We start from the raw sequence: 15,408 nt of genomic DNA on the forward strand, positions 1-15,408 counted from the left end.
ACAGTAATGTGAAAAGGCGTTGGGCGCTTACCCTACGATGATGTAGAACGTGTCCATCGTATGCATAAACTGTTAAAAGTACAGGTGGAAAGGTTATACGATTTTGTTCAAACTGGCACTGCTTCGCGGGACCAAAACAACGAATATAAAATTATAAAAGGGATAGATGAGTGGTTTGATAATACAATTCGAGAAAAAACAGATTCTCAAGGCGAACCTGCGGTTTATAAAAAAGGGAAATACCGCGGGCACCCCATGCATTATGATAGAGAAGAAGAATATGTAAAAGGATTACGTAATATTTTAAAAGACCTTGCTTCGAACGTACTAATACGACGAGTTTTATTTGGTAAATCCGATTTCGATTTTGATGTACATTTAGAACAAGGTGGAATTTTATTAGTAAATACGGCAAAAGGGGAATTGGCAGACCTTTCTAATGTATTAGGAAAATTCGTCTTACTTAGTATGCAGAATGCTGTATTCCGTAGAGAACCAAACGTTTCACCATACCACCATATAATTGTCGATGAATTCCCAGATTACGTTGTCCGCCCGTTTAAAGAATTCCCTGCACAATCTCGTAAATATAAAGTAATCCTGACAATTGCAAGCCAAACACTATCTCAATTAGCTCTCGATTTCACAGAGCAGTACATGTTTACCTTGCTGGGCTCATTCCGTAACAAAATGATATTTGGAGATGTTACGCCATATGATGCAAAGATTTTCTCTGACATGTTTGGCGAAAAAGAGGAATTTAAAGAATCTGAATCTGAACAAGGCATTTCTCCTATGCAAGAGAATCCCGTTAGTCGTTTAGGATCAACCTATCAAAAAACAAAAGAAGTGGTTATGTCGCCAGGGGATATTATGGCACAAGGTGCATTTATTTGTGCTGCTCGTATCGTACAAGATAATCATGTGCAGCCTGTACAACAAATCACAAGTAATTTTGTACCCAAAGAAGAGTTTGCTAAAGCGATTATTCAAGTTGACGAAAAACTAGGGCAATATTGGGGAAATGAGCGTCTCATTCTAATTAAGGAATCTATTACTAAAGCAAATCCAATGAGGCACGTAGATGCGGAGAATATGAAAACAAAAGAACCATTACCACCTATACAGATTGATACGATGAAGCAGAAAAATTCTATAGGAACAGACGAGGGACAACAGCAAATTGTCTCATTGGATAATTATAAGGAGAATAAATCTGAACCTGAAACAAAAGAAGTCGAAGATATAGTTGTATCAAATACATCCATTGCTAATGAACAACAGACAAGCCACAACGAGAAAGATGAAGAGGACACTTCTCTATATGAAGAGATTAAAAGCTTCGTAATTGAATCACAGCAAGTCTCGCCATCCCTGCTGCAAAGAAAATTTAGGATTGGCTATATGAAGACAGCGCGATTAATTGAGAAGTTAGAACAAAATCTAGTTGTCAGCTCCTATACAGGAAAAGAACCTCGTAAAGTTCTAATTTCAAAAGACAATAGTAGTCCACTATCGCCAGAGGCGTCTGATATAAATTCTACCGTCTTGTACGAAACAAATTCCGATAAAAGTATTCCTCAAGAAGTAGCCATTCCAAGCGAAGACAAGGAGGCCGCGCTTGAAGAGACAAGCTTTTTTAAAGATATCTTATATGATGATGTTGTAATTTTTGTGAAGCAGTCCAGGGCGGCTTCCCTATCGGCATTGCAGGATAAATTTAATATTGGTTCTACACGTGCCTCACGCTTACTAGATGCCTTACAACGTCATGGAGTCTTAAATGACATAGACACGCAACAAAAGTTGGAATGTATAACACCTGAAATACATGAAGAGGTAGTTGAAGAAATAATCAAGGAAGTAATTGAGCTAAAGCCAGAGGATATAGTAGATTCCTATGAAATAGATATGGATGTGGCCGAACTTAACAAAGGTTTATCCATTTCTATAATGGAACAAGAGTGGAACACAGATGCTTCAATTGAGACGGAGCTTTCAGTTAGAACCGAACCATTCCAAGAAGAGTTACAAGAAGAAGTAAATACACTGCAAATAGCGGAAGAATCAGAAACAGATATTGGTGAAAAGCTGATTCCAGTTATAGAAGCAGTAGATTTTACAGAAGAAAACAAACTAGATGACGAAGTTGCAAAAGTTTACGAATCAATTAGTGCTACTGTTCATAAAAACTTAGAAAAAAACATGGTAGAAAACACAAAAAACACTGAAGAGCAACAAGAGTATAGCCGTATGACCTATAAAGAACGTCAAGAACGCCTCAAGGCTCAACAGAAAAATAAGTATAGTGGTGCACAGCCACTGTCATATAGAAATGAACAACCTAAGAAAAATACATCTAACGTGATGAGCAAAGAATTAGACGAGTTTTTTAATTGATAATTTCATAGAACCCATACTACCTAAAATATGATAAAATAAAACTAATAGATATGTAAAAAATATACACAAATTGAAATTAATAACAGGGGGGCCGATGGATATCAAAAAATCTAAGGATTTATTGTATTGTACCTTAATTTTTATAGGCATAGTTTTACTTTTGAGGTTCTTTGAATATTTGTTTAATATTACAATATATACTCAAATGAGTGATTCTTTTATAATAACTCTGATTTTTTTGATAATGTTTTTTCTTCCTAAAAAGGTAAGGCAGTATATGCTACAAAAAATTCATTGGTCGTTTTTTGTCGACTTTAAAAATTACTTATATGTATTTGGGGGATATATCATAATATTTGTTTTATCACAGACAGGGAATTTAATCGTTATAAAAGATCAAGCAATAGATACCGAGACAATACAGATTACATCCATGACCCACATAGCTATAGTTATTTTAGGCGTGGTTATTATGACACCATTTTGGGAAGAGATGTTTTTTAAAAGAATTGTATTAGATACATTAGAGTGTTACATTCCATTTTGGCTTAGTATCTGCATAGTATCCATTATTTTTGCCTCATTACATAGTATGCCAATGGAGTATCGTATTTTTCCATTTATATTGAGTGTTGTAACTAGTTTTATATATAAAAAAACAAATTCATTATTAGCACCATTTTTTATCCACTGTCTATGGAACTTAACCAGTATTATTTGAAAGAGCCCTTTTTACAAAGGGCTTTCTTTTAAACTGGTACTCTATCAAGAGTTGTAATTCTCTTATTTACTGTTTCGTCAGAAATAAGCTGTCCAATTGGATTATATGTTTTAACTCTTATACGATAATCTTTTACTACAGAATACTCTTTGAATTTACGGCTTGATGAATTCACTTTAGAGCCTCCAAGTTTAACCATAGCTCCTTTATATGAAAATGATATCTCTCCTGACAGTGTCGAAGTACTACTTAATGTAACAGTTCCCTTATACGTTCTAGAAACTAAGGATTCAGAAACGATACTACTTTTATACTGATTACAAGTAGCACATAAAAGTTTTGGTTCTTGAACACCGAAATTTGCTGGATTTAATACAGCATTTTCATCTAAAATTTCAATTTCATATGTGTTTTGAGGTTCCATTTCGGCTGAAGCAGACGGGGTAAATCCTACTAAAATAGGTATTGCCAGTAATGAAGTTGAAAGACTAGTTATAATACTTTTCTTTAACAATTAAATCATCCTCCTTTATTATCGTTCAACCAAAAAATAACATATTTGTATTAATAATGGAATATTTTGTCAGTATTTTATATATAGAGATCAATTGGTAATTATTGGTACAGCGGGGATTGTTACTGTTTTTTTATTCCTCTACTTAATGTACTTGTATTATAGATTTAATAATATTTCTACTTACAATTTTTCTATTAAACTCATATTAATTATATACTTGCAAAATTTTTTAAATACCATTATATTAGAATTAATAACTATATAAATAAACTATAACTTACGTGAAGGACACACCTTACGTACCATTCCAACGGTACAGGTGTGTCCTTTTTTACGTTCTAGGAGGAAAAATAGGATGACAGTAGAGAAAGAAACAACACACGTTGCAGAAGAACTAGGAATGGCTTTTGAACAAGAAATCACAGCAGAGGACACACCAGTAGAAACAAACTTCAACCAATTTGAACGAGTACGTGAGCATGAATTAGAAGAGTTAGCTCGTATGAAACGGGAACGTATTATAGGTAAAGGCTTAATTACAGTAGTCTCTGAAAAGTTGTTCCCAACTAAAAATGGTAAATCAGAACGCATACCCGTACTTACGATGCAAATTGGTACCCATACAACTGCATATTGCCCTATTACAGAGGCAGGGATAACAATTCCTAAAAATCCTCAATGGCTAGTTGGTAAAACAAAACCTGTTATCATTGAGCATTTCCAAAAGACAGAGGAAGGGAACTTTGCCGTTGTATCAATCACAGCAGGAGAGCTTGCATTACAAAAAAGATTATATGATGAAGTAACCTCACAAGGTGGGAATAAAGTATACACAGGAACAGTTTCAGGTCATATTCCAACTGCACAAACCGTTCTGGTTGAAGTCCATGGTGTAACTATAGGGGTAAGGTACTCACATTGGTCACATTCATTTGTACGTCCGGAGGATATTATTATTGGTGATGTTGTAGAGCTCATTATCGATAAAGTAGTAGAAAAGAACGGCCGCTATGAATTTAGAGGAAATAAAAAGAAACTAGAAACAGATCCAATGGAAAAGCTATTAGATCTTAAGAAACGACGTGACCGTTTTGTAGGTAAAATTGTAGGTGTAGATGCCATTGCTGGTATTTTCGTAGAAGTTGCACCAGGTATTCAGTTTAAAGGCTTAAAGAGCCGTAATCTTGCCAATCCAACTCCAGAAGATGCAATTAACCAAACAATCGTTACATGTGAGCTGCTTAATATTGATCCAAAAAATCGCAGAGGAACTGTACGTATTTTAAATTATCCTCAAGGCCAAAGTAAAAAATCTAGTTCTGCAATCTTTCAATTTTAATGAATGACTATGCGTACAATAGAGAATCAAATGTCTCCATATCTCCCTTCCGTCCCACATTTATCAAATGAGGACGCACAGGGACTTCAGGTATATCGGATACATAGTCTGGATAAAACCTATGTATTCCATTCCTATGACGAATTAGTTACGTTTAAGCAGCGTTTAACAGAAGAACAGCATGCAATACTAACTTTCATCGGTATTCATACATCTGTTCGTTTTAATCATTTATTATATCTATTCAAAGATAAGTTTTCGCGTAAGAGAATTAATGATGCACTTCAAGGACTACTTTACTATCGTCTCATTGAAAAATGGCAAGTAGAGAATTTTGATATGGAAATTCTTGAGGAGGCTTATACGTTATCCGATAATGGGTTTAAGCTCTTAAAGTACTGGCAAGGAAATATGTTTTACTTTGCTCCGGAGCGCCTTGATAATCACGGCAAATACGTTCACCTACGTTATTGGCATGATATAGACTTACTCTGCCATCTACGCTATGCTCCGTCCTTTGTGGGGCATATTATGCATCCATCTATAAGTAAAGGGGTTTTTACCCCTCCTTTAAGTTTTGTAGTAAGCGGTGGAGAAGATCGTAAATTTAATTTTGTTGTATACTCCACCTTATTATCAGATACAAAGGATCGATTAAAGCGGATTATCGCTAGATGGAAGACTTTTGTAGAGTCAGGGAAAGATGTTATTATGCAAGACTTAGGGAATAATCCTACAATCTTAGTTGTTTATGTTTCTACTGAAAAACAGGCAAAGCAAATTAATAATGATCTACTACTTGATTTAATTCCTGGTAAAGTATTGCTATGTATAGGAGAAACCTTACATTCTCAAGGATTACAACATGCTTTTTATCAGCCTCTTGCAGAAGGGGAGATTAAACAATTAAATACAAAGCTATTCGCAACAAACTAAGCCATCCTTACAAGCTATTGCTTTCTTTTAAAGGGTGGCTTGTTTACTTTTACAAATAGAGATGATTTGCGTGTTTTATCATTTGAAATCATCAAAAACCACGATGTTATCGGTATAGAAGATTTGCAAGTATCGAATATACTAAAGAATCATAAGTTAGCAAAAGCAATTAGTGAGGTATCATGGTCACAGTTTTGAACCATGTTGGAATATAAAGCAAAATGGTACAGCAAACAAGTCATTGTCGTATCGAAAACATTTGCTTCAAGCCAATTATGCTCTTGTTGTGGATATCAAAACAAAGACGTTAAAAACCTAAACCTACGTAAATGGGACTGCCCTTCTTGTCGTACACACCATGATAGGGATATTAACGCAAGTATCAATCTAAAGAATGAAGCAATACAGCTTCTAACCGCAAGGACTGCGGGGATAGCCTAATAAATTAGAGTTCGATAGAACTCTTTACTTAGGAATCCTCCACTTCTAAACGAAGTGAAAGTGGGGGTAGTTCAATGCTTTGTATTCGCTGCTTAAACTCTTTCGGTAAACAGTTATTTTCTTTTTTAAACAACTTATAAAACTGTGACATGTTTGCAATTCCAACTTCGCATCCGACATCTGTAATACTAAGGTCACTTGTTATTAATAAACTTTCAGCTTGTTTGATGCGCTTATAATTCACATAATCTAAAAAGGAAATACCCATAATTCTTTTAAAGTATTTGATGAAATAATGATAGCTTAAATTTATTAATGCACATGCTTTGGTTACGGTTATCTTTTCTCCTAAATGATCTTCTACATAATCAAGTACTGGTTTTAAACGAGCAAAGTCGTCTTGTTCACTATAATTTAATATGTTATGTGTGTCATTTCTTACTAGTAATAAAAGTAATTTCTTAATGGCAGCACTAATTGCGATTTCATATCCGTTCATTTTCACTTTTGATTCTGTAAAGATTTCTGTAATAAGAGCATAAGCCTCATGTTTCACCACTTCATTTTGTTCAAAAATATAGTTTAACTCATTTAAGGATTTTGTTTGTTCTGAAAAGCAATGTAAATATTGTATAATGCTTCGGTCAAAGTGTTGTTTTAAATTTACTTGAAACACAACGTAGTGTAACGAACCTGCAGAAGGTTTATGTGACCGATGCAACTCAGATTTCCCAAAAATAAAAACATCTCCAGGGCCAAGAACAATATACTTATCTTTATTTTGTATACCTAAATATCCTTCTATAATTGCTAGAAACTCAATCTCTTCATGATAATGCCAAGGGGCACTCTCAATTTGATTATTATAAGAGGTTTCCATAACAATGTCCCATACTTTTAAAAATAGTAATGGATTTTGATAAATAACCTTTTCTTCAATTGCTTCAGCAAGCTTATTACAAATTCCTTCTGACATAGACGTTTACACCTCCTTATTAGGAATATAACACCTTTATCAAAATGCGATAAGTAAGTTGCCTTATTTCTTATAGAAAAAGGCAACTTTTGATAAAAACATAACGATATATAGCATATTTTTTCAGTGAAAAAATTTCTATAATAATTTTAAATCAAGCAAAAGGAGGCTATGATAGTGAATATTTTAAAAGTAGGTGTTATTGGCTGCGGAAGCATCGCACAGTATCGTCATTTACCAGAATACGAAGCAAACCCATATGTACAGATTGTGGCTGTTTGTGACAGTAATAAAAAGCGCGCAAAAGAAGTTGCCAATAAGTATGGTGTAAATATGTACACTGACTATAACGAGCTTATCAATTGTGAAGAGTTAGATGCAGTGAGTGTATGTACACCAAATGATTTACATGCATCAATTTCTATCGTTGCTTTACAATCGGGTATCCATGTACTATGTGAAAAGCCAATGGCGACGTCAAAAAAAGATGCGGAAATGATGATTGAAGCTGCTGAAAAAAGCGGTAAAAAGTTAATGATTGGTCATAACCAGCGATTTGTTACTTCTCACCAAAAGGCAAAACAATTGATTGAAAATGGAGAAATCGGAAAAATATATAGCTTCCGTACAGCATTTGGTCATAGTGGTCCTGAAAATTGGAGTGTAGATGGAAAAGAGAGCTGGTTCTTTAAAAAAGATGAAGCGTTTCTTGGTGCAATGGGTGATTTAGGTGTACATAAAGCGGATTTAATTCGGTATATTCTTAATGAAGAAATTACAGAAGTTGGTGCCTTTGTTGAGACGAGCGCAAAAACATTTTCGAATGTAGATGATTGTGCTGTATGTATGTTGAAAAGCGAAAGTGGCATTATCGGAACACTTGCAGCAAGTTGGTCTTACGTTAGCAAAGAAGATAATTCAACAATTATTTATGGTGAAAAGGCCACTCTTCGACTAGAAGATGATCCGACTTACTCACTCATTCTTCAATATAAAAATGGTGAAGTTGTAAAATATGAGCTTGATAAAATTCAATCGAATGCTGCAGTTGGTCAAAGTAATTCACATGTAATTGAGCAGTTTGTAGAGTCTATCCTTTCTGATAAAGAGCCGTTAATTAATGGTGTAGAAGGAATGAAATCGTTAGAAGTCATTTTAGCAGCCATACAATCCAGTGAAGCAAAACAAATTGTTACAATTCCATTATGAGAAAAGGTGAAGACATGAAGAAACTACGCATTGGAATAATAGGGGCCGGAGGAATTGCACAAGGTCGCCATATCCCTGCATTTGTAAAATTACATCAATATTGTACGATTACGGCTATACATGATAGAAACATAGAACACGCAAAACAAATCGCTGAAACATATAACATTCCTTATGTATTTGAAACCTATGAAGAAGTCTTTAAAGAAGTTGATGCTGTTTGTATTTGTACACCTAATAAGTTTCATGCTGAGATTTCTATCGCAGCATTACAAGCAGGGAAACATGTATTATGCGAAAAACCGATGGCTTTAGCAGCGGCAGAATGCGAAAAAATGATAGAATCTGCAAAAAACAACGGTAAAAAACTTGCTATCGCTTATCATTATCGTTACATGAAAGAGTCGCAAGTTGCAAAACAAATGATGATAGGTGAGATTGGCACACCTCTTGTTGTTCGTGTAAAAGCACTCCGTCGCCGAAAAGTACCAGGCTGGGGCGTTTTCACAAATAAAGAATTACAAGGCGGAGGAAGTTTAATAGATTACGGTTGTCATCTTCTTGATTTAGCACTTTGGTTAATTGGAAATCCAAAACAAACAGAAGTCATTGGTAGTGTCTATAATGCCGTTAGTAAGCAACCAAATCAAGTAAATATGTGGGGAGAATATGATTATAAAACGTTTCAAGTTGATGATCATGTTACCGCATATATAAAGTTTGAAAATGGGGCATCATTGTTATTTGAAACTTCTTGGGCAGCAAATATTAAAAATGATGAAGAACATGTGAGTATTTCCGGAGTAAACGGTGGAATAAATGTTTTTCCAATTGAATTATATACAATAAAACATAATATGATATTAAATAGTGAACCAGTCTGGATAGCAAATAACGGCGATCCTGGAATTTTGCAAGCAGAAAACTTTGTAAAAGCTTGCTTATACGATGAAGAATTAATTGTAAAGCCTGAGGAATCGCTGCAAGTATCGCAAATTATTGATGCAATTTACGAAAGTAGTAACACACATGAAGAAGGGACGGGAAGATAAATGAAATTAGGAGTATTTACAACACTTTTCTCTCACATGGAATTTGAAGAAATGCTTGATTATGTACAAGCAGCCGGTTTGCATGCAGTAGAAATTGGTACAGGTTGTTATCCTGGAGGTTCGCACTGTAACTTAGATGTATTATTAGAAAGTGAACAAGCCAGAAGCGTATATATAGAACATGTACAAAAAAGAGACTTAATCATTAGCGCTTTTAGTTGTCACGGAAATCCATTATCCCCAGATGCTGCTTTTGCAACAGAATCTCATGAAACATTGTTAAAAACCATTCAACTAGCTTCACTACTAGACGTACCTGTTGTGAATTGTTTTTCAGGCGTAGCAGGTGACCATGAAAGCGCAAAATACCCGAATTGGCCTGTTGCACCATGGCCAAATGAATACAATGATATTTTAAAATGGCAATGGGAAGAAAAGCTCATTCCTTATTGGAAACAAGTTGGTGAATTTGCAAAAGAACATGGTGTAAAAATTGGTTTAGAACTTCACGGTGGTTTCTTAGTACATACGCCATATACATTACTAAAACTACGTGAAGAAACATGCAATGCGATAGGTGCTAACTTAGACCCTAGTCATTTATGGTGGCAAGGAATTGACCCTGTCGCTGCTATTAAGTTATTAATGAAAGAAAATGCAATTTATCACTTTCATGCAAAAGACACTTACATCGATCAAGATAATGTAAATATGTATGGTTTAACAGACATGCAGCCCTACGGTGAACTGAAAACAAGAGCTTGGACATTCCGTTCTGTTGGCTGTGGTCATAGCTTAGAAGAATGGTCGCAAATGATGAGTGCACTTCGTACATATGGATATGATTATGTTGTAAGTATCGAACACGAAGATCCACTCATGTCTATTCAAGAGGGATTTAAACGTGCCACAAAAAATCTTCAATCTATTTTAATTGAAGAAAACCCTTCACAGATGTGGTGGGTGTAACTTCGTTTAAAAAAGAAATAAGTTACATTTTTTTCAGAGAAGCCATTCGTAAAAGAATATTAGCTTCTCTTTTTTTAAAAGAAACGTTTAAAAAAGGACGAAATATTCAAAAATAAATTACGAAAACTAATTATCCTGTATCTACCTCTATACAAAGTATGGATTTTACGAAATAATATTGTTTGATGCCTGTTTCAACAATAATGATATATGCAGATGTAATTATTGTTGAAATAGAATATGTAAGAAAGGAGTAATACATTGCTACGTATACAAAGAGGGTACATGTACAATCCAGATGATAATAAGGTAATTGTTAATGAAATTTTCTACGATGCTACATCAGAACAAAAGCTAGGAAGCAAAATGGGTGTGTTCGATGCGGTTAAACTACCTACTGCTATTTTTCAAAAGGTCCAAGAAACTGAAAGTATGTCCTACATGGAGACTGTTGAAGTTGAAGCAGAAACCATTAAAGAAATACTTTGTTATTTAGACCAACATCAAAAGCCAGAAAAACTATATTTTGAAATGCAGTATATGAAGTAACACCAAGAAATGAAAATAAGAGGGGATTTATAGCAGGGGAAACAGAGGTATTATTATACAATACATATAACATCTGCATAATAAATTCCTTCTTATCTTCATTTCATTAAAAACAATTGAATATAATATAAAAATAGTTTAATATAAATTTATATTTATTGTTTAATTGATTCCGTTTATTCCCACACCTTATGTGTTGTGGTTGAGTTGTAGAAGCAAGTTGTGTTCTTGTTTCAATTATGAAAGGGCTTCTTTGAGCCGATTAGTGTATATATAGCTTATTTTGCTATGCACATTTTAATCGACTTGAAGAAGCCCTTTTTGTGTTGTCTTTAAGTTAGGAAGCACATGTAAATAGACCTTCGGGGCTAATAATATGCTAAATGAAAAAGCACTTATTTTGTGATTTTTTTGTTTAATTAAGAGGAGAGATAAAATGAAATTTTACAAGATAGGAAGTTCGAAAGAGTTTATGAGAGTAATTTATGCTCGAAATTCATATGAGGCAGCTGGGTACTATTTATTAGAAACAAATCACAATTGTACAGACTTAAATGAGTTATTCATTCAAATAACGGGCCTCTCAGAGCATATTCAGGTTCTGTACAATGGTTATCCTGTTACTAAATTTTTACAAGAAATCTCTAAAGAGAAGCGCTTTACAACATGTCCTTGTACTGTAGTAGAGATACTAAACTAAGCAAGAATGAGAAGGCTAGATATTTAGGTATTATAACTAAAAAATACTGTGAAGAAATAGCACATGATTTGTGATTTTTTTATTTGGAAAAGGAGATATTTATGATGAAACATGAACTAGCATTATCACTAGGGGAACTTATATTAACCTTTCAAAATAAAGAAATCACCGAACCCATTAAAAGTCGTTTCCTGCACACTTAGGTGTACAATTTTCTTATAAAAAAGAATCGCAGGAATTCTATTTCTATTATGGAGAAAAACACTTACCAGGTTTTTATCGACTCTTACTATTGTTAAAGATTTTTGAATTTGACAGCAAAGAAAGAGATTAATTTCTAATTTATAGTAAACTAGATAAAGAATGGAATATAAAAATTAAGAACTAGAGTATTTATATACGTAAGATACTTGTTGCAATGCTAAAAGCACAAGGGATTAGAATGTGAAACTTGAGAGGAGTACTTTAATATGATTACAGTTAACCGAGGATATATGTATGATCCAGATGATAATGAGGTCTTAATTACCGAAATTTATTATGAGGCTGCTACAGATACTAAATTAGGAAGTAAAATGGATAGCTTATCTTACGCAGTTATTCCTAATGAAATTAAAGAAAAAATAGAAGCAGCTGCTTCTTTATCCTATATGGAAAGCATTGAGATGTCTCAGCAATTAGCTGTCGTATATCAAAATGAAATTAACATGTATGGAAAACCTGGAAAATTGTACTTTGAGTTAAAGAATATATAAGAGGGAAAAAGACATTGGACGAATTTGTTCAATGTCTTTTTTATTAATCTGCAGAGGAGCATATATAATGAATGTTGTAACTGAAATTGAAACGAGTCTTTGGACAATTTGTGTAGGGGATGTTTTTAGCAATGGCCGTATGCCGTACCATCTAAAAGTTGTAAACATTGAAGTAGAAATTCCATGTAATCAAGTAGAGGCATTTACATTGGCTTGTAATGTGGAATATCTGCTGCAAGCACTACAAACGATATCTTCTGAAAAAATCGCGATAAAAATGATTAGTAATCAGAGACCTATTGTGGTAGTGGGAGCAGAGGATACAATTCATTCTAATTTGCAGTTAATCCTACCGGTTCGTGTGTAAGGGCGCATTCAAATGATTATTAGGAAGGACTTCTTTGACTTATTACAGTCAAAAGAAGTCCTTCCTAATAATCAAGAACTTCGTCAATCCTTTGAATTGCTTATCAACGGATTTATTGCAAACGAAATGCCTGATTTAGAAAACAGTGGTTATAACGGACAAGCAGTATGTGGAGGTGAACTACCCGCCACTTAACGTCCTAACGGACTGTTTGAAGTGGGGGTACTAAAAAATTTTAGCTTGATGGCTATGTGGTACCACCAGCATTTCGGAAAACCCCTATGCTAAGCAACAAATACAATAAGCCGCCCATATGGACAGCTCATTTACATAATTCCTGTTATCGAAATTCAATGTATCTAGAAATTCATAAAAATGCTTTCCAGATCACTTAGCTGGAGGGCATTTTTTGTTCACATGATTCTCGATATAGGAAATGAATAAATATGATCTACTTAACATTAGCTCCCGTTATCAGTAATTGGATAACTACTTAAAACCGAAAAGGAATTTGCCAATTTTTTTGCAAAACTCAATGGTGGTTCAACAGATTGGATATGAATATACATAATCAATGGTTTCATATATAACCAATGATTATGTAAGGCGCTAACAATAATCCCTTGTTGAACAATTGATTGCATAAATAAAGGGATTTCTTCTTGTAAAATAGCGATTTCTCCAAAGTTCAACGCATTGCCATTTTGATCTAACGATTCAAAAGATATCCCAACCGGTATCACTGAGGTGCTTGGTCGTCCTTGAACAAACACTTTAATATTACGACGCAAGGAGACAGAACAAACACCCTGATTTATGTTGCTTTTCCCATTAAGAATTTTAGCAAATTGTTCACAAAGGAAATTAAGGTTGTTCATAAATCTGATGCCCCTTTCTTATCAGATAAAAGTTACTTCATAAGTATTAATACTCGTCCATTAGCTTTTATATAAGTAATTTAAGAAACCCTTATTTAGATAATAAGAAAAAAATGCACATCATATTCACTTCTCATTTAATTTAAAAACACCAAAAATATATTTTAGGGACGTTCTTAAAATATTAATACCTGTCGGTACATGATTGTTTTTCCTCAAAGAAATCACCAGTTTAAAAAGTTATGATTTTCTGGATAGGTGAGAGTGATACATGATTTTGTAGGTAGAAAACATATCCCGGTAATTCAAATCAGTTCATATTTATCTAGTTAATACTCTTTAAGGGAATCCAATCTCTTTTTGATAATTATTATTTTATTTGATTTCAAAAAATGTACTCCTTATTAAAACATTCAACATCATTATATTTCCTCTTACATTCATGTCTCTTTTTATCTCTTGAGAAACTTGGCAACAGAACCGAGATTAATTCATCTACATGAACTATTTAATGCTATTGAACATAATAAATTCTTTTACAATGATACATACTATCCTTATATAAATTATTATAATACGAACATGCAATCCCAAAAGGAGGCGCTACTTGTGTCTGAACATATAGAGATTATTTTGAGAACACTGTTATCTTTCTCGATTTTATTTATCGGAGCTAAAATATTAGGAAAGCAAATTATCGCTGAAATGAATACCTTTGATTTTATTGGTGCTATCTCTATCGGAAGTATTATTGCAAATTTGGCATTTAATTTAAATGTAAAAACTCATCATGCAGTCATCGCTTTTCTTATTTTAGTATTTATCATTCTAATGGTTAGTTATATATCCATGAAAAGTCGGATAGGCAGAAAAATATTTGCTGGAAATCCGACAGTCATTATTGAAAATGGGAAAATTTTAGAAAATAATATGCGGAAAATGCGCTATTCTCTAGATTATTTAAACCAACAATTAAGAGAGAATGGTATTTTCAACATTGAAGAAGTTCTTTATGTCATAGTTGAAACAAATGGTAAGATATCTGTTTTGAAAAAACCTGAATATCGTAATGTTACAAAACAAGATTTAAATATACCGATAAAAAAAGAGTCTAAACTCCCCATCGAGCTAATTATGGATGGAGAAATTATGACAGAAAACCTAAGGCAAAACAATCAGACAGAGTTAGGGTTACAATGTGAACTAAAAAAACGTAACCTTCGCTACAAAGATGTTACGTATGCTGTACTTGCTGCAAATGGAAATATTTATATTGATACATATAAAGATAACATTACTTCTCCAATGGACCAAGAATAGGCTATTTCTTCTGAAAACACAGGTGCACATATCGTTGTAATCCTTCCGCAAATGGTTGTAGTTCATCTTGAATGATTCATAAGAAAACGTCATCCTTTCTAATCTAGCTTGTTAGAAAAAATAACATCTTTTGATGCTTGGGGGGTATTAGAATCTCTTGAGTTGATGGACATGGGGGACCGCCACACATCCATCAACTTAAGGATTTAGACTATTCTTAAACTAAAAAGCACGTTACTATTCTCTTATGTTAATGAGAAAGGGTGACGTGCTTTT

At 33.7% G+C, this 15,408-nt stretch carries 15 protein-coding genes and 2 pseudogenes; 14 read left to right on the top strand and 3 right to left on the bottom strand.

What is annotated here, in order from left to right:
* Positions 1–33 precede the first annotated feature (33 nt).
* Together MR155_RS29260 and MR155_RS29265 are read left to right on the top strand one after the other, a co-directional pair.
* A pseudogene (locus MR155_RS29260) lies at positions 34–2,400 on the top strand (DNA translocase FtsK); the annotation flags it as partial.
* 97 nt (positions 2,401–2,497) lie between these two features.
* Positions 2,498–3,124, top strand: coding sequence for a CPBP family intramembrane glutamic endopeptidase (locus MR155_RS29265; RefSeq protein WP_002069449.1), 627 nt, complete (start codon positions 2,498–2,500; stop codon positions 3,122–3,124).
* Positions 3,125–3,152: 28 nt separating this feature from the next.
* Here the strand turns inward: MR155_RS29265 and MR155_RS29270 are convergent, their stop codons facing one another.
* A complete protein-coding gene (locus MR155_RS29270) occupies positions 3,153–3,638 on the bottom strand; it encodes an LMxysn_1693 family intestinal colonization protein (RefSeq protein WP_242311878.1) in 486 nt (161 codons plus the stop codon).
* 358 nt (positions 3,639–3,996) lie between these two features.
* On the opposite strand from MR155_RS29270, the gene MR155_RS29275 reads away from it, so the two are divergent.
* From MR155_RS29275 to MR155_RS29285, 3 genes and pseudogenes are all read left to right on the top strand, one after another.
* On the top strand, positions 3,997–4,980 hold the full coding sequence (locus tag MR155_RS29275) for an RNA-binding protein (RefSeq protein WP_242311880.1): 984 nt from the start codon (positions 3,997–3,999) through the stop codon (positions 4,978–4,980).
* A 9-nt stretch (positions 4,981–4,989) separates the two neighbouring features.
* The gene (locus MR155_RS29280) at positions 4,990–5,916 is read left to right on the top strand and encodes a hypothetical protein (protein WP_033707477.1); all 927 of its coding nucleotides are present in this window, start codon (positions 4,990–4,992) and stop codon (positions 5,914–5,916) included.
* A gap of 75 nt (positions 5,917–5,991) precedes the next feature.
* Positions 5,992–6,357 (top strand): annotated as a pseudogene (locus tag MR155_RS29285) (RNA-guided endonuclease TnpB family protein); the annotation flags it as partial.
* Between the two features lie 28 nt (positions 6,358–6,385).
* Here MR155_RS29285 and MR155_RS29290 read toward each other — a convergent pair.
* On the bottom strand, positions 6,386–7,333 hold the full coding sequence (locus MR155_RS29290) for a helix-turn-helix domain-containing protein (RefSeq protein WP_078205629.1): 948 nt from the start codon (positions 7,331–7,333) through the stop codon (positions 6,386–6,388).
* Between the two features lie 177 nt (positions 7,334–7,510).
* On the opposite strand from MR155_RS29290, the gene MR155_RS29295 reads away from it, so the two are divergent.
* From MR155_RS29295 to MR155_RS29330, 8 genes are all read left to right on the top strand, one after another.
* Positions 7,511–8,542: a Gfo/Idh/MocA family protein gene (locus MR155_RS29295; RefSeq protein WP_002069438.1), complete on the top strand. Its 1,032-nt coding sequence runs from the start codon at positions 7,511–7,513 to the stop codon at positions 8,540–8,542.
* A gap of 14 nt (positions 8,543–8,556) precedes the next feature.
* The gene (locus tag MR155_RS29300; RefSeq protein WP_434088125.1) at positions 8,557–9,594 is read left to right on the top strand and encodes a Gfo/Idh/MocA family protein; all 1,038 of its coding nucleotides are present in this window, start codon (positions 8,557–8,559) and stop codon (positions 9,592–9,594) included.
* Positions 9,595–10,563 carry a sugar phosphate isomerase/epimerase family protein gene (locus MR155_RS29305; RefSeq protein ID WP_078205631.1) on the top strand — a complete coding sequence of 323 codons (969 nt, stop codon included), beginning with the start codon at positions 9,595–9,597 and terminating at the stop codon, positions 10,561–10,563.
* A 261-nt stretch (positions 10,564–10,824) separates the two neighbouring features.
* A complete protein-coding gene (locus MR155_RS29310) occupies positions 10,825–11,112 on the top strand; it encodes a hypothetical protein (protein WP_016096929.1) in 288 nt (95 codons plus the stop codon).
* A gap of 436 nt (positions 11,113–11,548) precedes the next feature.
* On the top strand, positions 11,549–11,812 hold the full coding sequence (locus MR155_RS29315; RefSeq protein ID WP_215561185.1) for a hypothetical protein: 264 nt from the start codon (positions 11,549–11,551) through the stop codon (positions 11,810–11,812).
* 470 nt (positions 11,813–12,282) lie between these two features.
* A complete protein-coding gene (locus MR155_RS29320; RefSeq protein ID WP_078205634.1) occupies positions 12,283–12,567 on the top strand; it encodes a hypothetical protein in 285 nt (94 codons plus the stop codon).
* Between the two features lie 67 nt (positions 12,568–12,634).
* Positions 12,635–12,934 (top strand): hypothetical protein, encoded by a 300-nt coding sequence (locus MR155_RS29325; protein WP_078205823.1) that lies wholly within the window; start codon positions 12,635–12,637, stop codon positions 12,932–12,934.
* Between the two features lie 12 nt (positions 12,935–12,946).
* The gene (locus MR155_RS29330; RefSeq protein WP_078205822.1) at positions 12,947–13,129 is read left to right on the top strand and encodes a hypothetical protein; all 183 of its coding nucleotides are present in this window, start codon (positions 12,947–12,949) and stop codon (positions 13,127–13,129) included.
* A 266-nt stretch (positions 13,130–13,395) separates the two neighbouring features.
* On the opposite strand, the gene MR155_RS29335 is transcribed toward MR155_RS29330, so the two are convergent.
* Positions 13,396–13,812, bottom strand: a complete 417-nt coding sequence (locus MR155_RS29335; protein WP_078205821.1) for a DUF1259 domain-containing protein — start codon at positions 13,810–13,812, stop codon at positions 13,396–13,398.
* Between the two features lie 609 nt (positions 13,813–14,421).
* Between MR155_RS29335 and MR155_RS29340 the strand changes: the two genes are divergently transcribed.
* Positions 14,422–15,132, top strand: a complete 711-nt coding sequence (locus tag MR155_RS29340) for a DUF421 domain-containing protein (RefSeq protein WP_151304175.1) — start codon at positions 14,422–14,424, stop codon at positions 15,130–15,132.
* The last annotated feature ends 276 nt before the right edge of the window (positions 15,133–15,408 follow it).

It is taken from the genome of Bacillus cereus group sp. BfR-BA-01331 (assembly GCF_022663915.1).
Taxonomy (GTDB): Bacteria; Bacillota; Bacilli; order Bacillales; family Bacillaceae_G; genus Bacillus_A; species Bacillus_A mycoides.